The sequence below is a fragment of the Hyphomicrobiales bacterium genome, from assembly GCA_002869065.1.
GTDB lineage: Bacteria > Pseudomonadota > Alphaproteobacteria > Rhizobiales > Rhodobiaceae > Rhodobium.
This window is the reverse complement of sequence record PKTR01000002.1, coordinates 1,228,802-1,248,888: the sequence shown is the minus strand read 5'-3', so window position 1 is coordinate 1,248,888 and position 20,087 is coordinate 1,228,802. Positions and strand designations below refer to the sequence as shown.

At 64.6% G+C, this 20,087-nt stretch carries 21 protein-coding genes; 4 read left to right on the top strand and 17 right to left on the bottom strand.

The annotated features are described in order from the left end of the window. The first annotated feature begins 299 nt into the window (after window positions 1-299). Both C0606_09460 and C0606_09455 read left to right on the top strand, forming a co-directional pair. Entirely contained in the window at window positions 300-764 is a 465-nt protein-coding gene (locus C0606_09460) for a CopG family transcriptional regulator (GenBank protein PLX38420.1), read from the top strand. A gap of 288 nt (window positions 765-1,052) precedes the next feature. Beyond that, entirely contained in the window at window positions 1,053-1,817 is a 765-nt protein-coding gene (locus tag C0606_09455) for a hypothetical protein (GenBank protein ID PLX38419.1), read from the top strand. On the opposite strand, the gene ureG is transcribed toward C0606_09455, so the two are convergent. The 14 genes from ureG to urtA all read right to left on the bottom strand — a co-directional run bounded on the left by ureG (window position 1,789) and on the right by urtA (window position 13,244). Further along, a complete protein-coding gene (ureG, locus tag C0606_09450) occupies window positions 1,789-2,406 on the bottom strand; it encodes an urease accessory protein UreG (GenBank protein PLX38418.1) in 618 nt (205 codons plus the stop codon). The two genes, C0606_09455 and ureG, sit on opposite strands and share 29 nt — an antisense overlap. Then, window positions 2,403-3,110 (bottom strand): urease accessory protein UreF, encoded by a 708-nt coding sequence (locus C0606_09445; protein PLX38417.1) that lies wholly within the window; start codon window positions 3,108-3,110, stop codon window positions 2,403-2,405. Before C0606_09445 ends, ureG begins: the two co-directional genes overlap by 4 nt. After that, entirely contained in the window at window positions 3,079-3,660 is a 582-nt protein-coding gene (locus tag C0606_09440; protein PLX38416.1) for an urease accessory protein UreE, read from the bottom strand. The genes C0606_09445 and C0606_09440 overlap by 32 nt, the downstream gene beginning before the upstream one ends. A gap of 9 nt (window positions 3,661-3,669) precedes the next feature. Further along, on the bottom strand, window positions 3,670-5,382 hold the full coding sequence (gene ureC, locus C0606_09435) for an urease subunit alpha (protein PLX38415.1): 1,713 nt from the start codon (window positions 5,380-5,382) through the stop codon (window positions 3,670-3,672). A gap of 35 nt (window positions 5,383-5,417) precedes the next feature. After that, a complete protein-coding gene (locus C0606_09430) occupies window positions 5,418-5,819 on the bottom strand; it encodes a hypothetical protein (protein PLX38414.1) in 402 nt (133 codons plus the stop codon). Then, complete coding sequence (locus C0606_09425) at window positions 5,819-6,124, bottom strand: urease subunit beta (GenBank protein ID PLX38413.1); 306 nt, start codon at window positions 6,122-6,124, stop codon at window positions 5,819-5,821. The genes C0606_09430 and C0606_09425 overlap by 1 nt, the downstream gene beginning before the upstream one ends. Continuing rightward, window positions 6,121-6,372 carry a hypothetical protein gene (locus C0606_09420; GenBank protein PLX38412.1) on the bottom strand — a complete coding sequence of 84 codons (252 nt, stop codon included), beginning with the start codon at window positions 6,370-6,372 and terminating at the stop codon, window positions 6,121-6,123. Before C0606_09420 ends, C0606_09425 begins: the two co-directional genes overlap by 4 nt. A gap of 28 nt (window positions 6,373-6,400) precedes the next feature. Further along, window positions 6,401-6,703: an urease subunit gamma gene (locus C0606_09415; GenBank protein ID PLX38411.1), complete on the bottom strand. Its 303-nt coding sequence runs from the start codon at window positions 6,701-6,703 to the stop codon at window positions 6,401-6,403. 16 nt (window positions 6,704-6,719) lie between these two features. Further along, a complete protein-coding gene (locus tag C0606_09410) occupies window positions 6,720-7,580 on the bottom strand; it encodes an urease accessory protein (protein PLX38410.1) in 861 nt (286 codons plus the stop codon). After that, a complete protein-coding gene (urtE, locus tag C0606_09405; GenBank protein ID PLX38409.1) occupies window positions 7,555-8,250 on the bottom strand; it encodes an urea ABC transporter ATP-binding subunit UrtE in 696 nt (231 codons plus the stop codon). The genes C0606_09410 and urtE overlap by 26 nt, the downstream gene beginning before the upstream one ends. A 2-nt stretch (window positions 8,251-8,252) precedes the next feature. Continuing rightward, window positions 8,253-9,005, bottom strand: a complete 753-nt coding sequence (gene urtD, locus C0606_09400) for an urea ABC transporter ATP-binding protein UrtD (protein PLX38408.1) — start codon at window positions 9,003-9,005, stop codon at window positions 8,253-8,255. 4 nt (window positions 9,006-9,009) lie between these two features. Continuing rightward, window positions 9,010-10,185: an urea ABC transporter permease subunit UrtC gene (urtC, locus tag C0606_09395; protein PLX38407.1), complete on the bottom strand. Its 1,176-nt coding sequence runs from the start codon at window positions 10,183-10,185 to the stop codon at window positions 9,010-9,012. Continuing rightward, window positions 10,185-11,798 carry an urea ABC transporter permease subunit UrtB gene (gene urtB / locus C0606_09390; GenBank protein ID PLX38406.1) on the bottom strand — a complete coding sequence of 538 codons (1,614 nt, stop codon included), beginning with the start codon at window positions 11,796-11,798 and terminating at the stop codon, window positions 10,185-10,187. The genes urtC and urtB overlap by 1 nt, the downstream gene beginning before the upstream one ends. Before the next feature lie 150 nt (window positions 11,799-11,948). Further along, a complete protein-coding gene (gene urtA / locus C0606_09385) occupies window positions 11,949-13,244 on the bottom strand; it encodes an urea ABC transporter substrate-binding protein (GenBank protein ID PLX38405.1) in 1,296 nt (431 codons plus the stop codon). Between the two features lie 422 nt (window positions 13,245-13,666). Between urtA and C0606_09380 the strand changes: the two genes are divergently transcribed. Next, a complete protein-coding gene (locus C0606_09380; protein ID PLX38404.1) occupies window positions 13,667-15,406 on the top strand; it encodes an alpha-amylase in 1,740 nt (579 codons plus the stop codon). A gap of 35 nt (window positions 15,407-15,441) precedes the next feature. Then, complete coding sequence (locus C0606_09375; GenBank protein ID PLX38403.1) at window positions 15,442-15,870, top strand: DUF3995 domain-containing protein; 429 nt, start codon at window positions 15,442-15,444, stop codon at window positions 15,868-15,870. Here C0606_09375 and C0606_09370 read toward each other — a convergent pair. The 3 genes from C0606_09370 to C0606_09360 all read right to left on the bottom strand — a co-directional run bounded on the left by C0606_09370 (window position 15,867) and on the right by C0606_09360 (window position 19,949). Beyond that, complete coding sequence (locus C0606_09370) at window positions 15,867-17,087, bottom strand: glycosyl transferase (GenBank protein ID PLX38402.1); 1,221 nt, start codon at window positions 17,085-17,087, stop codon at window positions 15,867-15,869. The genes C0606_09375 and C0606_09370 overlap by 4 nt on opposite strands. Before the next feature lie 28 nt (window positions 17,088-17,115). Continuing rightward, entirely contained in the window at window positions 17,116-17,928 is an 813-nt protein-coding gene (locus C0606_09365; protein PLX38401.1) for a mannosyl-3-phosphoglycerate phosphatase, read from the bottom strand. Between the two features lie 191 nt (window positions 17,929-18,119). Beyond that, window positions 18,120-19,949 carry an elongation factor 3 gene (locus C0606_09360; protein ID PLX38400.1) on the bottom strand — a complete coding sequence of 610 codons (1,830 nt, stop codon included), beginning with the start codon at window positions 19,947-19,949 and terminating at the stop codon, window positions 18,120-18,122. Window positions 19,950-20,087: the final 138 nt, after the last annotated feature.

The window sequence follows — 20,087 nt, the reverse complement described above, 5'->3', positions numbered from 1 at the left end:
AGCGACGCACTGCCGGCGTCGCACCCGCACGACACGCCCTGTTGCCCGCATGCCGGCAACGCCCCGGTCACCTGCCAATGCCCGGCCGGCTGCCTCAGCATTCTGCCCGGTCCGGCCCCGGCACCCGCATTTGCACCCGCTGTCTTCGCGACACGGGACTCCGGCAGCCGACATGGGTCGCAACGCCCACCACTTTTGCGCCCGCCGATTTCCGCCTGATTGACCATCCCGGCCGACCGCTTTCCGAACGAAACCGGCAGCGGTCGAAGGAAACCAGTCATCAGGAAAGAACTCCGACAATGAAAAAGCATCTTCTCGCCGCCGCGCTGGCCATGGCCACACTCGGCTATTCCGCATCCGGCATCGCCGCCGAGACCGGCACCATCACCGTCTTCAAGTCGCCCTATTGCGGATGTTGCGAAGTGTGGACGAAAGCGGTCGAAAAGGCCGGCTACAACGTCATCGTCCGCAACATGGATGACCTTGAGACGATCAAGAAACAAGCCGGCGTCCCGAGCGAGATGGAAGGCTGCCACACGGCCATTCTGAACGGCCCGAAGACCTATGTGCTCGAGGGCCATGTCCCGCTTGAGGCAATCGACAAGCTGCGCGCGGAAACCCCCGATATCGCCGGTCTCGCCGTGCCGGGCATGCCCGACGGATCGCTCGGCATGGATTATGACCCGGACGCCCGCTACACGGTCTATGCCTTCTCGCCGGTGCCCTCCACACCGCCGACGGTGTTTTTCGAAGCGGGCAAATGATCGCAATCGAACCGCTCGATACCGGACCGGTTCCGCGCTAAAATGACCGTGCCCGGCGCGCCTGCCAAAGCGCGCCGGGCATCACGTTGCAACCCGCAAAGGACGATCATGAACCGGCAAGTGGGATTGAGGGTTCGCCTGTTCCCGCTGGCGTTGGCGTGCGTCGCCGCGCTTGCCGCAGCCGGCTGTCAGCATGCGAGCGCACCATCCGCCGAACTCTCGCCCGCGCCGGACAAAGGCAGCGTGCAGGCCGCCTGTTGTCAGGACCCGGAGCAATATCCGCGCTGGATGGTCGCCGCCGTCGAGCCGGGCGCGCCGGTCTGGGGCCGCGCGGTCGCCCATATCTCGCTGCGCCGCGGGTATCTGGCAGAGCAGGAGGACGCCCAGCGCCTGCTTCTGTCGAAACTACAGCCGCTCGACCTGGTCGTCTTTTCCTCCAAGGGCCGCGCCTCGGGCAATCTGCTGCCCGGCCTGTTCACTCACGTGGCGATCCACACAGGAACCGACAGCCAGCTCGCCGGTCTCGGCCTGTGGCGCGACCCGGAGTTGCGCGGCCATCGCGATACGGTGCGTGCCGGTAGCCGCTTCATCGAAGCGGATTACCGCGGCGTCCATCTCTCGACCCCCGCCGGCGTCTTCAACACCGACCGCGTCGTCATCCTGCGCCCGCGCGGGATCAGCGCCACGCGCCGCCGCGAGGCGTCGCGCAGCTTCTTCGATCACATCGGCACGGATTTCGACTTCTATTTCGACGCCGGCGAAAACCGGACCGTCTACTGCGCCGAACTGGTCAATCATCTAATGCCGGAACTCGCCCTGCCGATCCGCCAGGTCTACGGCCGCAAGGCGATCCTGCCCGACGAGATGATCGCCGCAAGTCTCGACGGTGACACAAGCCTCGCCGTCGCCGGCTATCTCAAGGGATCGCCGAATGGCTGGCGGCAGGCCTCACGGGCGGACCTCGCCCGCGATCTGAAGGCAAGCTGGTCGCGAACCCCGCCCGCCGTTGCGACAAACGACGCGCCTACGCCAGTCCGCCCTGCTCGACAATGAAGTCCATCACCGCCTGAACGCCTTCGCCGTTCTTGATCGAGGCAAAGACGTAGGGCCGCCCGGCGCGCATGCGCTCGGTGTCGGACTGCATCACCTCGAGCGAGGCGCCGACCATGTCGGCGAGATCGGTCTTGTTGACGACGAGGATGTCGGAGCGGGTGATGCCCGGACCGCCCTTGCGCGGGATTTTCTCGCCGCCGGCGACGTCGATGACGTAGATCGTCAGATCGACCAGTTCCGGCGAGAAGGTCGCGGCGAGATTGTCGCCGCCGGATTCGACGAGGATCAGGTCGAGGTCGGGAAATTTCGCCCGCATGTCGGCGATCGCCGCGAGATTGATCGAGGCGTCCTCGCGGATCGCCGTGTGCGGGCAGCCGCCGGTTTCCACCCCCATGATGCGCTCTTCCGGCAGCGCGCCGGCGCGGTTGAGGATCAGCGCGTCTTCCTTGGTGTAGATGTCGTTGGTGATGGCGCAGAGATCGAAGCGGTCCTTGAAGCCCTTGCAGAGCGCTTCCATCAGCGCCGTCTTGCCCGAGCCGACCGGGCCGCCGATACCGACGCGAAGGGGACCGTTGGGGGATTTCGTCATGAGCGGAAGAGCCTCGTATACTGGGTTTCGTGGCGCATCGAAGCGATATCGGCGATGACGGTCGCGCCACCGAGTTCGTCGAGCGAAAGGGAACGGGTCGCGTCCGCGACCTCGGTCATCACCGGCTCGAGCGCGGTCAAGACCTTCAGCCCGGCGCTCTGGCCAAGCGGGATGAGCCGCACGCCGGCGGAAACGAGATTGGCCGCGACGCCGTGCAGAAATGCCGCGAGCGCATCCTCGACCGCGATTTTCTGATCCGCAGCAGCAACCGCAACGGTGACCGTATAGGCGAGCGCATCGGGCCGCGCCGCCTCAAGCTTTGCGAGCATCGGCGAGGAAAACGCCGGCAGCGTCGCGAGCGCAAACGCTCGCCCCTGCGCCAGCGCCTCGAGCCGGCGCTCGGACGACGGCTGGAAGGCAGCGGCCAGATCGGCAACGTCGAGAAGGCCATCGAGATCGCCCGCCGCAGCGGCTTCATGCGCATGGCGAAACAGGATCGCGTCCGTGTGGCCCGTGCCGTGCCGCAGCACCTGCGTCAGCCAGTCGTCGAGGCTCTCGGTGTCGGTGACGGTGCCATCCTCGACCGCCCACTCGAGCCCCTGGCTATAGGTGTAGGCGCCGACCGGATAGGCCGGCGACATCCACGTCATCAGCCGGAACAGGGCCGAACGGTCAACCATGCGAGCCGCCGTGGCCGTGATCATGTTCGTGCGAATGGCCATGGGAATGTGCATGGCTGTGATCGCGATGGTGGCGGCCGTAATCGTGATCATGTGAGCCGTGATGATCATGGTGATGGCCATCGCCGTGATCATGACTGCCATGTGCATAGGCGCCAGCTTCCGGATCGAACGGCGCTTCGATCGCCGTCGCCGTGCCGCCAAGCCCGCGCACCATATCGGCGAGCACATGATCCTCGCCGATCAACAGCCGGTCGCCCTCGATCGCGGTGGGCACATGCCGATTGCCGAGATGCCAGGCGAGCCGCAAGAGGTGATGCGGGTCGGTGCCGCGCACTTCGATCAGCTTTTCCGGCGCGGCCCGCACCACGACGAGCCGCCCGTCGCCAAGCTCCAGCGCGTCGCCGTCATGCAGGACGGTCGCCTCGGCAAGATCGAGCAGGAACGAGAGCCCCACCTCACCCGTCAGCTTCATGCGCCGCCGGTGGCGGTCATCGCGGGTGAGGACAACAATGTCGGCCGGCTCGCCGGACCAGGACCCGGCGCGCAGCACCGAATGTGCGGATGATGTCATCGTGTGAACTCAGAACAGGAAGTAACGCTGGGCCATCGGCAAGACTTCGGCCGGCTCGCAGGTGAGCAGTTCGCCGTTCGCCCGGACCTCGTAGGTTTCCGGGTCGACCTCGATCTCCGGCGTCGCGTCATTGAGCACCATCGAGGCCTTCGAGATGCCGCTGCGCGTGTTCTGCACCGCGACCAGATCCTTCGACAGGCCGAGCCGTCCCTTCAGACCGTCATCGAGCGCTGCCTGCGAGACGAAGGTCACCGAGGACGAGGAGACCGAACGGCCGAAGGCGCCGAACATCGGCCGGTAATGCACCGGCTGCGGCGTCGGGATCGAGGCGTTCGGATCGCCCATCGGCGCCGCCGCAATGGTGCCGCCAAGGAGAACGAGGTCCGGCTTGACGCCGAAGAATGCCGGCGACCACAGAACGAGGTCGGCGCGCTTGCCGAGCGCGATCGAACCGATGTCTTTCGACATGCCATGCGCAATCGCCGGGTTGATTGTGTATTTGGCGATGTAGCGACGCACCCGCAGATTGTCGTTGTCACCGCTTTCCTCGGAAAGGCGCCCACGCTGACGCTTCATCTTGTCCGCCGTCTGCCAGGTGCGGATCAGCACCTCGCCGACGCGGCCCATCGCCTGGCTGTCCGAGGCGATGATCGAGAACGCGCCCATGTCGTGCAGGATGTCTTCCGCCGCGATGGTCTCGCGCCGGATGCGGCTTTCGGCAAAGGCGACGTCTTCCGGGATATTGGCGTCGAGGTGATGGCAGACCATCAGCATGTCGAGATGTTCCTCGAGCGTGTTGACGGTGTAGGGCCGCGTCGGATTGGTCGACGACGGCAGCACATTCGCCTGCCCGCAAACCTTGATGATGTCCGGCGCGTGGCCGCCGCCCGCACCCTCGGTGTGGAAGGCGTGGATGGTGCGGTTCTTGAACGCGTTGACGGTGTTCTCGACGAAGCCGGATTCGTTCAGCGTGTCGGTGTGGATCATCACCTGCACGTCCATCTCGTCGGCGACCGAGAGGCAGCAATCGATGGCGCCGGGCGTCGTGCCCCAATCCTCGTGCAGCTTCAGCGCGCACGCCCCGCCGAGCACCTGCTCTCGCAGCGCGTCCGGCAGCGAGGCGTTACCCTTGCCGGCGAAGGCGAGGTTCATCGGGAAGGATTCCGCCGCCTCGATCATCCGCGCAAGGTGCCAGGCACCCGGCGTGCAGGTCGTCGCGTTGGTGCCGGTCGCAGGCCCCGTGCCGCCGCCGAGCATGGTGGTGACGCCCGACATCAGCGCGTCGTCGATCTGCTGCGGGCAGATGAAGTGGATGTGGCTGTCGAAGCCGCCCGCCGTCAGGATCTTGCCCTCGCCGGCAATTGCTTCCGTCGACGGCCCGACGACGATGGTCACGTCCGGCTGTACGTCCGGATTGCCGGCCTTGCCGATGCCGGCGATGCGCCCGTTCTTTAGCCCGATATCGGCCTTGTAGATGCCCTCATGGTCGATCACGAGCACGTTGGTGATGACCGTGTCGACCGCGCCGCCGGCCCGCGTCGTCTGCGCCTGGCCCATGCCGTCGCGGATCACCTTGCCGCCGCCGAACTTCACCTCTTCGCCATAGGTGGTGAAATCCTTCTCCACCTCGACGAACAATTCGGTATCGGCGAGCCGGACCTTGTCGCCAACGGTCGGGCCGAACATGTCGGCATAGGCGGCGCGGGTGATTTTTGCGGGCATCGGTTCGGGTTCCTCAGGTTCGGGAGGCGTTCGGGTCAGTTGGCGGCGGCGATGGCGTCAAGCGCCTGATATTGCTGCTTGGTCAGGCGCTCGTAGCATTGGTAGACGAGCATCGGCTCCATCGTTCCGCCGCGCGCCTGAAAGCCTTCGGCCTCGCAGACCTTGTCGCGGAACTTGATCCACAGCCGCTGGGCATCGCGCAGCGCCTTCGCCGCGCCGCGCTGCTTCGGCGGCAGATCGTTGTCGATGACCTCCATCGCGTAGAGCGCCATCTTGTAGGTGTAGTTCAGGTCGCGATCGACCGCCTTCCAGGCCTTCTCCGCGCAATACGTCATCTCATATTGCGTGTAGGGCTCGGCGCAATTGATCTCGTCTTCCGCCAGCGCGGCGCCAGCGGACAACGCCACGACAACGGCAGCACCCAGTGTCAGACGCATCACAGCTTCCCCATGACTTTCTGGTTGAAGCCGTAGATCGTGCGGTTGCCGGTATAGGGCACCAGCGTGACGTCACGGCTCTGGCCCGGCTCGAAACGCACCGCCGTGCCAGACGCAATGTCGAGCCGCATGCCCTTCGCCGCCTCGCGGTCGAAGTCGAGCGCCTCGTTGACCTCGTAGAAGTGATAGTGGCTGCCGACCTGCACCGGCCGGTCGCCCGTATTGGCGACCGTCAGCGTAATGGTCTCGGCACCGGCATTGAGCTCGATGTCGCCGGCAGCCGTGATGACCTCGCCCGGAATCACGAGGCGTCGCGGTCCTTCGACCGCGCGGTCGCCTCGGTGACCTTGTGGCCGCGCGCGGACTTCAGCGCGACACCACCAAGCGCCACGACGCCGAGCGCGAGGCCAACGGCACCGAGAACGTGAGCGCTGCCGAACAGGCTGTCACCCAGGCCGACCGAAAGCGAGCCATGCGCCACCGGATCGAAATGGGCGAAAGCCGGCGCCGCGCCAGCGGCGAGGAATGCGAGTGTGGATGCGAGACGTTTCATCGGTTTGGTCTCCTTCTTTGCAGTCAAATCAGCGGATCGGATCGTGCACGGTGACAAGCTTTGTGCCATCGGGAAATGTCGCCTCGACCTGTACGTCGTGGATCATCTCGGCGATGCCGTCCATCACCTGATCGCGGGTAATCACATGCGCGCCCGCCTCCATCAGGTCGGCGACGCTGCGGCCATCGCGCGCGCCCTCGACGACGAAATCGGAAATCAGCGCGATTGCCTCGGGGTAGTTCAGCTTCACGCCGCGTTCGAGCCGCCGGCGCGCCACCATCGCGGCCACCGAAATCAGCAATTTGTCCTTTTCGCGCGGGGTAAGTTGCATGGTCTTTCCTGTTCGTTCAGCAGAACCAGACGCGCGGCAGATCACGGCCGCGCAGCAATGTAAGCACCGGCACGAGGCCGGCGACAAGCGCCTGCGCCGACGAAGCGGCAAGACGCACAACGAGCATGTCGGCGACGAGGCTTGCGCCCGCCGGCAGACCGGCCTCGGCAAGCAGCTCGCGCACCGGATCGAGCATGGCGGCGGCCATCGGCCCGTGACAGAGCACGGTCGCGGTTGCCCGCGCGTCGCCGAGCACCGCCTTGCCGCCGAGAATGTCCGCAACCGGGCCTTCGACCGAAAAAGCATCGGCGAAGATCAACCGGCCATCGCGATAGACCCGCCAGCCGTCGTGCACCGTGCCGGTCTCGACGGATTCCCCCATCGCGGCGCGCCCGAAGACGAGACCCTCGACCGCGATCAACGTCGAATCCGACGCCAGATGAACCGAGGTGCGCCGGCGCATCGCCGCGCGGTCGAACAGGATCGCCGGCTGCGGCAGCCAGTCGAGCCGCGCGCCCGCGCCGACCTCAAGCTCGGTCTCCATCTCGGCGACACCGCCGCTCGACTTGTAGATTTTTTCAAACGCCTGACCGGCGACGTCGGCGGACGCGTTGTCGCCGACCTTGACCGAAACCGAGAACCGGTCACCGCCGGTCAGCCCGCCCGACGTGTTCAGCACCACCGCCTCGCAGGCATCCGACACCGGCTTCGGCAGGCGCAGCTTGGCCGAGCCTTCTTGGAACAGCGTGTCGATGCGACTCACCCGCCCGTCATGCTTGACCGCAAGACGCGCACGACCACGCGCCCGCTGCAGCGGTGCGGCGTCGGTTGTCGGCGCGGCCGGCGCTTCGTCAGACGGTGAGATGACCTCGAACATCGTCCTCGACCATTGAGTCCCGGGTTCCCGACAGTACGATTTCTCCCCGGTCCATGATAGCGAAAGTGTCAGCGAGATCGCGCGCGAACTCGAAATATTGCTCGACCAGCAGGATCGCCATCGTGCCCTGATCGCGCAGCCAGGAAATCGCCCGGCCGATATCCTTGATGATCGACGGCTGGATGCCCTCGGTCGGCTCGTCGAGCACCAGCAGGCGCGGCCGTGTAACCAGCGCCCGCCCGATCGCAAGCTGCTGTTGCTGACCGCCGGAAAGGTCGCCGCCCCGCCGCCCGAGCATGTCGGCGAGTACGGGAAAGAGCTCGAACACCGTGTCGGGGATCTCGCGTTCGCCGCGTTTGAGCGGTGCAAAGCCGGTCTGCAGATTTTCCTTCACGGTCAAAAGCGGGAAGATCTCGCGACCCTGCGGAACATAGGCGATGCCGCGCCGCGCCCGGTCGAACGGCGAACGCTTCTCGATGTGCTCGCCTTCCCAGATCACTGCTCCGCCCGACACCGGATGCTGGCCTGTGACCGCGCGCAGCAGCGAGGTCTTTCCGACGCCGTTGCGGCCGAGAAGACAGGTGACCTTGCCCGGTTCGGCGGTCAGCGAAACCCCTTTCAGCGCCTGCGAGGCGCCATAATGCAGGTCGACGGATTCGACGCTGAGCATCCTCACCTCCCCAGATAGACTTCGATGACCCGCGGGTCATCGGAAACATGGTCGAGCGAACCTTCGGCGAGCACCGACCCTTCATGCAGCACCGTCACCTTGACGCCGAGGTCGCGCACGAAGGTCATGTCGTGCTCGACGACGACGACCGATTTCGTCTGCGCAATGTCGCGCAAAAGCTCCGCCGTCGTCGCGGTCTCCGCATCCGTCATGCCGGCGGCGGGTTCGTCGACAAGGAGAAGCTGCGGCTCTTGGGCGAGCAGCATGCCGATTTCGAGCCACTGCTTCTGGCCGTGCGACAGGTCGGCGGCCTTGCGGTCGCGATGATCGCTGAGCCGGATGGTCTGAAGGATCTCGTCGATTCGTTCCTTTTCCGCCTTGCTCTGGCGATGCATCAGGGCGGCGAACGGCCCGCGCGGCGCCTTGAAGGCGAGCGCCAGATTGTCAATCACCGTATGGCTTTCGAACACCGTCGGCTTCTGGAACTTGCGGCCGATGCCGAGATTGGCGATCGCCGCCTCGTCCATCGCCGTCAGATCGGTGTCTTCGGCAAACAGCACCGTGCCCTGATCGGGCCGGGTCTTGCCGGTGATGACGTCCATCATCGTCGTCTTGCCGGCGCCGTTCGGGCCGATGATCGCGCGCATTTCGCCTGGCTGGATGACGAGCGAGAGTTCGTTCAGCGCCTTGAAGCCATCGAACGAGACGCTGACGCCGTCGAGATAGAGAAGCGAGCCTACCGCGTGTCCGTCCATCGCCTCAGCCCTCCTGCTGCGCCGTGGGCGCGGTTGCGATGTCGGTCTCTGACCCGCTGCCGGACCCGCCATTCGGCCCGGCCTTGGGCTTACGCTTTGGCCATTTTTCGGCGAGCGTGCCGACGATGCCCTTCGGCAGGAACAGCGTGACGACGATGAACAATCCGCCGAGCGCGAACAGCCAGAAATCGGGCAGCACGCCGGTGAACCAGGTCTTGCCGAAATTGACCAGCACCGCGCCGACGATGGCGCCGACCAGCGTGCCGCGACCGCCGACCGCGACCCAGATCACGGTTTCGATCGAATTGGCTGGCGCAAATTCGCCCGGGTTGATGATGCCGACCTGCGGCACGTAAAGCGCCCCGGCGATGCCGGCGAGAACGGCTGAAAGCGTCCACACGAACAGCTTGTAGATCTCCACCCGATAGCCGATGAAGCGAGTGCGGGCTTCCGCATCGCGCACCGCGATCAGCACCTTGCCGAGCTTGGAATTGACCACCAGCGTGATAATGAGAAAGGCGAGGGCCAGCACCAGCGCAGTCGCCGCGAACAGCGCGGCGCGCGTGCTCGGCGCCTGAATGTCGAAGCCGAGAATGTCCTTGAAGTCGGTCAGGCCGTTATTGCCGCCGAACCCCATGTCATTGCGGAAGAAGGCGAGCATCAGCGCGAACGTCATCGCCTGCGTGATGATCGACAGGTAGACGCCGGTGACACGGCTGCGGAAGGCGAACCAGCCGAAGGCGAACGCAAGGAGGCCCGGCACCAGCATCACCATCAGCGCGGCGAACCAGAACTGGTCGAAGCCATACCAGTACCAGGGCAGCTCCTGCCAGTTGAGGAACACCATGAAGTCGGGCAGTTCGGCGTTGCCGTAGACGCCGCGACTGCCGATCTGACGCATTAGATACATGCCCATGGCGTAGCCGCCGAGGGCGAAGAACGCGCCGTGGCCAAGGGTCAGAATGCCGGCAAAGCCCCACACCAGATCGACCGAAAGAGCGAGCAGGGCGAAGGAGAGATACTTGCCGCCAAGCGACAGCGCGTAGTCCGAGACGTGCGCGGGGTGATCCGCCGGCAATGCCAGATTGAGCGCCGGCACGGCGGCCGCGACCACGAGCAACAGGCCGATGACGACGATGGCGCGCCCGTCGAGGCGTTCGATGAGGAACCGGGTGAACATTATTCCACCGCCCTGCCCTTGAGCGCGAACAGACCGCGCGGGCGTTTCTGGATGAACAGGATGATGAAGACGAGCACCAGGATCTTGCCGAGCACGGCGCCCGCATAAGGCTCGAGGAACTTGTTGACGATGCCGAGCGTCATGGCGCCCACCAGCGTGCCCCACAGATTGCCGACGCCGCCGAACACCACGACCATGAAGCTGTCGATGATGTAACCCTGACCGAGATTGGGGCTGACATTGTCGATCTGGGAGAGCGCCACGCCGGCAATACCGGCGATGCCGGAGCCGAGCGCGAAGGTGAAGGCGTCGACCCAGGGCGTGCGGATGCCCATCGAGCCGGCCATCGCCCGGTTCTGGGTGACGGCGCGCATCTGCAGGCCGAACATCGTCCGCCGCATCACAGCGAACAGGCCGGCGAAGACGAGCATCGCGAAAACGATGATCCACAGCCGGTTCCAGGTGATCGACAATTCACCGAGTTCGAACGCGCCCGACATCCATGACGGATTGCCGACCTCGCGGTTGCTCGGGCCGAAAATCGTGCGCACGGCCTGCTGCAGGATCAGCGACAGGCCCCAGGTGGCAAGCAGGGTTTCGAGCGGCCGGCCATAAAGGAAGCGGATAATGCCGCGCTCGATCGCAATGCCGACCGCGCCGGCGACGACGAAGGCGAGCGGCAGGGCAATGAACAGCGAATAGTCAAACAGGCCGGGTGCGTATGTGCGGATCGTTTCCTGGACCACGAAGGTGGTGTAGGCGCCGAGCATGACCATCTCGCCATGCGCCATGTTGATGACACCCATCACGCCAAACGTGATGGCAAGGCCGATGGCGGCGAGCAACAGAACCGAGCCGAGCGACAGCCCGTACCAGATGTTCTGCCCGGCCGCCCAGATCGACAGGATCTGCTCGATATGGGCAACGGCATCGGCTGCCGCTGTCTTGACGGTCTCGTCGCCATCGCCCTTGGTAATCGGCAACAGCACACTGAGAGCGGCCTGATCGCCGCGCGACTTGAGGGTCTCGATGGCGGCAACCTTGAGCGGCGCATCGGCGTCCGACGCCAGCACGCAGGCGGCCCGCGCCTCGACGAGCGCGGTCTTCACCGCGTCATCGCTTTCCACCGCGATCGCCGCATCGAGCGTTTCGACCGCATCCGGATCGGCATTCTTGAACAGGGTTTCGGCCGCTTGCAGGCGCACGTCCACATCCGGGCTGCGCAGCGTCAGGCCGCCGAGCGCTGCCTTGATCTGCCCGCGCAGGCGGTTGTTGACCTTGATCTTCTTGACGTCCCGCCGCCCCGCTTCGCCGGCATCCTCACCGCTCAGCGGGTCACTCAGCCTGTAACCCTTGCCGGCCTTTTCCGCCTTGAAGACGCGCCCGTCTCCCTTGCGGAAATAGAGATCGCCGCCGCCGAGCGCCTCGAGAACAGGTGCGACGGCCGGATCGCCGGTCGCCGCCAGCGCCTCAACTTGGTTTGCGGTGTCGTTGAACCCGCCCTTGGCGAGCGCATCGACCAGCGGCCGCAGAGCGCCGTCATCGGCCAATGCCGCAACGCTTGCGCTCAGCAGGATCAGGCCGGCAGCGAGAAGATGAAGGAAGGAACGCATTGGCACATCCGTCCAGGGGAAAGGGCGGGTTTACGGGCCTGGCGCGGACCGAGGCCGCGAGGGCCCGCCGGTTCCGCCCGGGCGCAGGACCCGGACGGAAATGGCAGTGCCGTCACCCCGCACGCGGCGGAGTGACGGCGCATCGAGGACTTACTGGCCGGCGCCGCCGCACTTGCCGGTGGCGACGTTGAAGTTGCCGCACGACATCGGCGCGCGCCAATCCGAGATCAGGTCCTTGGAACCTTCCAGGTAGTCCGACCATTCGTCGCCGACCACGAGACCCGGGGTTTCCCACACGGTCTCGAACTGGCCGTCGGCCTGCACTTCGCCGATCAGCACCGGCTTGGTGATGTGGTGGTTCGGCATCATCGCCGAATAGCCGCCGGTCAGGTTCGGCACGGTGACGCCGATGATCGAGTCGATGACCGCATCGGGATCGGTGGTGCCGGCCTTCTCGACCGCCTTCACCCACATGTTGAAGCCGATGTAGTGGGCTTCCATCGGGTCGTTGGTGACGCGCTTGTCGTCCTTGATGAAGGCGTGCCAGGTCTCGATGAACTCGGCATTGGCGTCCGTGTCGGCCGACTGGAAGTAGTTCCAGGCGGCGAGGTGGCCGACCAGCGGCTCGGTGTCGATGCCGGCGAGCTCTTCCTCACCCACCGAGAAGGCGACGACCGGGATGTCCTCGGCCTTGATGCCCTGGTTGGCGAGTTCCTTGTAGAACGGCACGTTGGCGTCGCCGTTGATGGTCGACACGACGGCGGTCTTCTTGCCGGCCGAGCCGAACTTCTTGATGTCGGACACGATGGTCTGCCAGTCGGAATGACCGAACGGCGTGTAGTTGATCATGATGTCCTCGGCAGCCACGCCCTTCTGCTTCAGGTAGGCTTCGAGGATCTTGTTGGTCGTGCGCGGGTAGACATAGTCGGTGCCGGCCAGAACCCAGCGCTCCACGCCGCTGTCGTTCATCAGATAGTCGACCGCCGGGATCGCCTGCTGGTTCGGCGCCGCACCGGTGTAGAACACGTTGCGCTGGCTTTCCTCGCCCTCGTACTGGACGGGGTAGAACAGCAGCGAGTTCAGCTCCTCGAACACCGGCAGCACGGACTTGCGCGAAACGGACGTCCAGCAACCGAACACCGCGGCGACCTTTTCCTGCGCGATCAGCTCACGCGCCTTTTCGGCAAACAGCGGCCAGTCCGACGCCGGGTCGACGACAACCGCCTCAAGCTTCTTGCCGAGAATGCCGCCCTTCTTGTTCTGCTCATCGATGAGCATCAGCATGGCGTCTTTCAGAGTCGTCTCGGAAATCGCCATCGTGCCCGAAAGCGAATGCAGGATGCCGACCTTGATGGTGTCCTCGGCAAAGGCCGCGACCGGCGCCATAAGGACCGAGCCGGCAAGAAGGGCGGCGGAAAGCCGGGTGGTAAAACGTTTCGATGACATGCTGGTACTCCTGTCTGAACCGCAGGTTGGAAGGATTGGCGTTAACGGTTCAGCAAGGAGCGTGCCAGCCGAAATTCGACCATCAAAATACGTAATTTCAAAGACTTATCTTGATATGCCTATTTCTTACCCTATATGTTAGTCGCCTGATTTTTGTGCATTTGTTGCCAACCGGCGCCCAAAGAAGTGTCGATTGTATGCAATCTTGCGGCATCGGCCCCGATGACGCCGCGGCAAAAATTCCCTTGCGCCCGCCCGCTTCAGGAATCGATGTCTGAAAACCGGCATGTGCCGAGCGTGACCGGTGATATTTCCGGGCATTTTCCGCGCCATGCCCAAGATTTGGGCTTAACCCCGGCAAAGTGATTGCGCTAGCGTATGGAAAAGCAATCCTCCCCCGGTGCCTTTCGCGTGATCTGCCGATGAGCCAATCCGTCCTGTTCCAGAAGACCCTCGCACTCGCGCGGGCGATCTACCCCGATCGCGACGGCGAAGCGCTGGCCCGGCACTTCATCGGCGCCTTCTTTGGCGAGGAGGCGAGACCGCGCAAGCGCGGCCGCGTCAACGGCAACTCGCTGTGGTCGGAGCGCGACGCGCTCGTCATCACCTATGGCAATTCGATTGTCGACGGCATGCACAAGCCGCTCGACCTGTTGCGCGACTTCCTCGTCAATCACCTTGAGGGCGTGCTGACCGGCGTCCACATCCTGCCCTTCTTCCCCTACACCTCTGACGACGGCTTCTCCGTCACCGACTACACCGTGGTCGACAGCCAGCTCGGTTCGTGGGAGGACATCCGCCGCATTTCGCAGGACTTCAAGGTCATGTCCGACCTGGTGCTCAACCACGTCTCCAGCCAGAGCACCTGGTTCAACGCCTATCGCCAGGGCCAGCCGCCCTACGACCGCTATTTTTTCGAAGCCTCGCCCGACGACGACGTCTCCGAGGTCGTGCGCCCGCGCGCCCACCCGCTGCTGCGCGAGGTCGAGACTGCCAATGGCCCGCGCCATGTCTGGTGCACCTTCAGCCACGATCAGGTCGATCTCGATTTTTCCAACCCGGAGGTGCTGGCCGAGTTCCTGCGCATCATGCGCCTGCACATCGCCAACGGCGTGCGCATTGTCCGGCTCGACGCCGTCGCCTTCATCTGGAAGGAGATCGGCACCCCCTGCATCCATCACCCCAACACCCACCGCATCATTCAACTGATCCGGGTGCTGTGCGACTTCGCCGAGGAACGCGTGGTCCTCCTGACCGAGACCAACGTGCCCAAGCGCGAAAATCTGAGCTATTTCGGCAACCGGAACGAAGCGCACGCGATCTACAATTTCTCGCTGCCGCCGCTGATGCTGCAGGCACTGCTGACCGGATCGGCCCGCCATCTGCGCTTCTGGCTGATGTCGATGCCACCGGCCCAGCTCGGCTGCACCTATCTAAATTTCATCGCCTCGCACGACGGCATCGGTGTGCGCGGTGCCGAAGGGATCCTGAGCGAGGAGGAACTCGCCGAACTGGTCGACACGGTGCGCACCTTCGGCGGCCGCGTTTCCATGCGCGCCATGCCCGGCGGCGGCGAAAAGCCGTATGAGCTCAACATCTCGCTGTATGATGCGCTGGCCGGCACCGTCGCTGGCCCCGACCAATTCCAGTACGAGCGCTTTCTCGCCAGCCAGACCGCGATGATGTCGCTCGAAGGCATTCCGGCCTTCTACATCCACTCGCTGCTCGCCACCCCGAACGATCAGGAGGGCGTCGAGAAGAGCGGCCACAACCGTGCCATCAACCGCCACCGCTGGGACTATGATGCACTGGCCGAAAGGCTCGCCGACCCGGAAAGCCGGCAACACAAGGTGTTGCGCGAGATGAAACGGCGCATCCGTCTGCGCACCCGCGAGCCGGCCTTCCACCCCAACGCCACCCAGTTCACCCTGCAGCTCGACGACGCGCTGTTCGGCGTCTGGCGCCAAAGCCTCGACCGCAGCCAGAGCCTGTTCGCCATCACCAATGTCTCGGACAAGACCGTCGAAATGCCGGCACTGCAGCTCAATCTCATCGACGGCGACAGCTGGCGCGATCTGCTCGACGGCAGCTGCTTCGACGACCCGCAGGGCACGATCACCTTCGCACCCTATCAGAGCCGCTGGATTTCCAATCGCGATTGAGCGAGCGTGATCGCAAGCCTGAAAGACAACAGACCATGACGCTCATCGTCGCCATTGCCGTTGCCCTCCTTCTGGCCGCGATTTCTCTCGTTCATCTCATCTGGGCATTCGGCAGCACATGGCCGGCCGGCAACGAAAAGGCCCTGGCGCGCATGGTCACCGGTTTCCCGGGCGCAACCCGGATGCCACCGCGCACGGCGTCGGCCGCCGTTGCAGCAGTCCTCTTTGCCGCCGCGCTGTGGGCGCTTGCGATGACGGGCATATCCGCATCCGCGCTGCTGACCCTTGGCGGAGCGGCACTTGCCGGTGTTTTCCTGCTGCGCGGCCTCATCGCCTATACGCCGTGGTGGCGCGCCCGCACGCCCGAGCAGCCCTTTGCGTCTCTCGACCGCAAATACTACGCACCGCTCTGTCTGGCGCTCGCCGCTGGCTTCGCCGTCCTCACCGCCGCGCGTATCGTTTAACTGAATTCCTCGGCGTCCGCCTTCACCGCCTCGATCATCATCCGCATGATGTCGGGGTTGGCCGCCTGCACCCGGTTCCAGTTCGGAATGAACGGGGTCTCCAGCGGATTGTCGAGGAAGCTCTGGCCACCCTCGACGATATTGGCGGCGAACAGCTCGACCGCCTGCTCCTCGGCATGACGGTCGACATGCAGGCCGTTCATACGCGCATCGTGATAATACGCCTCGATCAGATCGAGCGCGGCGCGCAGATAGGTGCCCTTCAGCGTGCGGAAGGTCTCCTGATTGAAGATGATGCCGTCGCTCGCCATCTTGCGGAACAGCGCCTTGGAAATATCCGTCGACATCCGCGACAGGCCTGCCGTGGGATCTTCCTCGGACAGGGGCTGATGCTTGTGGTCATAGGCGTCGGAAATGTCGACCTGGCAGACGCTGTGGCCGCCAAGGTTCCGCCAGACTTCCGACAGAACGCCAATCTCCAGACCCCAGTCGGAGGGGATGCGGATCTGCGGCACGATCGCCGAGCGCATGGCGAATTCGCCGGCCAGCGGGTAGCGGAAGGCCGCCAGATAGTCGAGGTAAGGCTGCGCGCCGATGGTACGTTCAAGCGCCGCCAGAAGCGGCCCGACGAGCAGTCGGCTAACGCGACCGTTGAGCTTGCCGTCCGCAATACGCGGGTAGAACCCCTTGCAGAACATATAGGGCGTCGTCGGATTGATCACCGGATAGACCAGCCGCACCAGCATCTCGCGGGTATAGGTGACGATGTCACAATCGTGCAGCGCGATGACGTCCGCATTGCCGTTGGCCAGCGCCAGACCCATCGAATACCAGACGTTGCGGCCCTTGCCGAGTTCGCCCGACGACAGGCCGACCGCCTCAATCTCCTTGTCGATCGCCATCATGCGCGGCCCGTCGTTCCAGACCACGTCGTGCCGGATCGGCAGGCGGGCAAAGTATTGCCGCGCGTAGCGGTATTGCTCGGCATCGGCCCGGTCGAGACCGATGATGATGTGATTGAGGAACTTCGCCTCGCACAGCTCGTCGACGATATGCGCGAGCGCCTCACCTTCCAGCTCGGAAAACAGCGAGGGCAGGATCAGCGTCACCTTGCGCCGCGACGCCATCGCTTCAAGCTCGCGCTCGAGCAATTGCGGGTCGAGCGTCTTGAAATTGTGCAGGGTCGCCAGATGGGGATTCTGATGAAAGTCGGCCATGGCGTTCTCTTGAGACCTCGACTTGGGGTTACTGGAAGGCGGGCGCAGAGGATGCGCCCTCAGAATCGGCAAGAATGGCGAGGATAGCAGCGTTCCATCCAGCCGGTCCTTCGTCGCGGGTGCGCAGGATCGCAGCCCCCGGGCGAACCGCGATATCCGGCATCGGCGGCGCCGACGGGTTGGCGACGATGACGCCGATATCGGCCTGACCGAGCATTTCCGCATCATTCGGCGCGTCGCCGAGCGCAACGACAAAGGGCGTGCCGCCGTCAGCGAGCGAAGCAGCCAGGTCCGCCATCCGGTCGGCCTTGGTGCCGCCAAAGGAAAGCGTCAGAAACCGCCCGCCCTGTTTCGCGACGATGCCGGCCGGCGCAAGCGCTGCAAGAAACCGCGCGCGGCCCTCGTCATCGCCGCTCCACAAACCCGGCTCTGAGAACTGCCTCATCTTGGCGTTTGCGGCGTCGCCAAGCGACAGGCCGGTGATCTCCGCGACCTCACCGGCGCTCATGTCGGAGAAGCCGCGAAAGCCCCGGCGAACCGCTCCCGGCAGGGCCATCACCGCGGCGACAAGCCTGTTGTAGTCACGTTCGTCGATATGCGCGTCGATCCCGCGCGCCGGCTGCAGAATACCCGCGCCATTCTCGACGATGGCTGGACAGTGCGCGAAACCAAGCTCGGCCCGCAGCGGTGCGATTTCCGATGCCGTCTTGCTGCTCGCAAGCACCAGCGGGACGCCCTGGTCCTTCAGCGCGGCAAGCGCCTCACGCGCCGCGGCGTGCGAATAGCTACGGTGATCGAGGAGGGTTCCGTCCAGATCGCTGAAGATGACGATCTTTCGCATAAATGTCCGTTCCGCCTGCCTTTTCACGCTGACGCACTTATTCGACGCTTTGCCGGCAAACCGTGCCACACCGGCCATGCGCTAGGATAAGAATCAATCATGACGGCTGTGAGTATACAGACTTGCGGCAGGCGCCACGCCTCAACGATCAAACGGACGCCGCGCGCATCGCCGCACCGCACTGGCAAATCTCAGGCGCCTTCCTCACGCCGCATTTCGAGTTCCAGCCACAGCTCTTCCTTGGCCGCGCGCTCTTCCTCGAGCTTGCCGATTTCCCGCGTGAGCCGATCGAATTCCTGCGGGTTCTTCTGGAACAGCGCCGGATCGGCGAGCTTTTCATGCAGCGGCCCGAGCGCCTTCTCGATCTTTTCGATCTCGCCCGGCAGCTTCTTGAGCTGGTGTTCCTCGGTAAACGACAGCCCGCTACCGGACGGCTTTTTCGCCGCCACTGCGCTCTCGCCCGCGTCCTTTGCTTTCGCCTTCGGCTTTGTGTCTTTTGCCGGCTTTGCTGCTAGTGCATCGGCCTTGCGCTGCGCCACCATGTCGGAATAGCCGCCGGCATAGGGCGTCCAGCGACCGTCACCCTCGCTGACGAGCACGCCCGTCACCACCCGGTCGAGGAAGTCGCGATCGTGGCTGACCAAAAGCACCGTGCCGGAATAGTCCGACAAGAGCTCCTGCAGCAGGTCGAGGGTTTCCAGATCGAGATCGTTGGTCGGCTCGTCGAGTACCATCAGGTTCGACGGCCGGGCAAAGGCCCGCGCCAGCATCAGCCGGCCGCGTTCACCGCCCGACAGCGCACCGATCGCGGTCCGCGCCTGTTCCGGCTTGAACAGAAAGTCCTTCATGTAGCCGATGACGTGGCGCTGGGTGTCGCCGACCATCACCATGTCGCCGCGCCCTTCGGTCAGCGCATCCGACAGCGTGGTCGTCGGCGCCAGATGTTCGCGGCGCTGGTCGAGCGTGACGATATCGAGCTTAGTACCGAGCTTGACGGTCCCCTCGTCCGGTTCAAGCTCGCCGGTGATCAGCTTCAAGAGCGTCGTCTTGCCGGCGCCGTTCGGCCCGATGATGCCGAGCTGGTCACCGCGATTGATCTTCACCGACAGGTTTTTGACGATCGCCTTGCCGTCATAGCTTTTCGAGATGCCCTCGGCCTCGATCACCTGCTTGCCCGAGGTCTGTGCCTCGGCTGCACTCATCGTCACGGTGGCGCGCGCATCACGCTCGCGCGTCGTCAGCCGTTGCTTTTCCTCGCGCAGGGTCTGCAACTCGCCAAGCCGACGCACATTGCGCTTGCGCCGCGCCGAGACACCATAGGTGATCCAGTCATTCTCGCGCTCGATCTTGCGCTCGAGCTTGTGCCGCTCGCGGCTTTCCTGATCGAGCAACTCGTCGCGCCAGGTCTCGAAATGGGCGAACCCCTTTTCCAGCGTACGCGCCGCCCCGCGATCGATCCACACCGTGCGCCGCGAGAGATTTTCCAGAAACCGGCGGTCATGGCTGATCAGCACCACCGCCGAGCGCGACGAGCCGAGCTCCTCTTCGAGCCACTCGATCGCCGGCAGGTCGAGATGGTTGGTCGGCTCGTCCATGAACAGGATATCGGGCTCGGGCGCGAGCACCCGCGCGATCGCCGCCCGCCGCGCCTCGCCGCCCGACAGATTGGTTGGCTCGCGATCCGCCGACAGGCCGAGATGGTCGAGCAGATAGGCGCCGCGATAGGGATCGGAGCCAGCATCGAGCCCGGCCTCCACATAGGCGCCGACGCTCGCGAAGCCGGAAAGGTCCGGCTCCTGTTCCAGATAGCGCACGGTGACGCCCGGCTTGACGAAGCGCTCGCCCTTGTCCGCCTCGACCAGTCCGGCTGCGATCTTCAAAAGCGTCGACTTTCCAGAGCCGTTGCGGCCGACAAGGCAAAGCCGGTCGCGCTCCATCACCGTCAGATCGACGCCCTCGAACAGCGCGTCGCCGCCGAAAGTGAGATGAACGTTTTGCAGGGTGAGAAGCGGTGGAGCCATGAACCGTCCGTCGGGCGCGAGAAACCTGCCGCGCGGTCGTCGTCGAGCAACCGCCGGCCGCTCTGCTCTAGAGCATCGTGCAGCCAATTGGAACAATTGGCGTCGACAAAGATGCGGCCAAAGAAGGCGACCTGGACG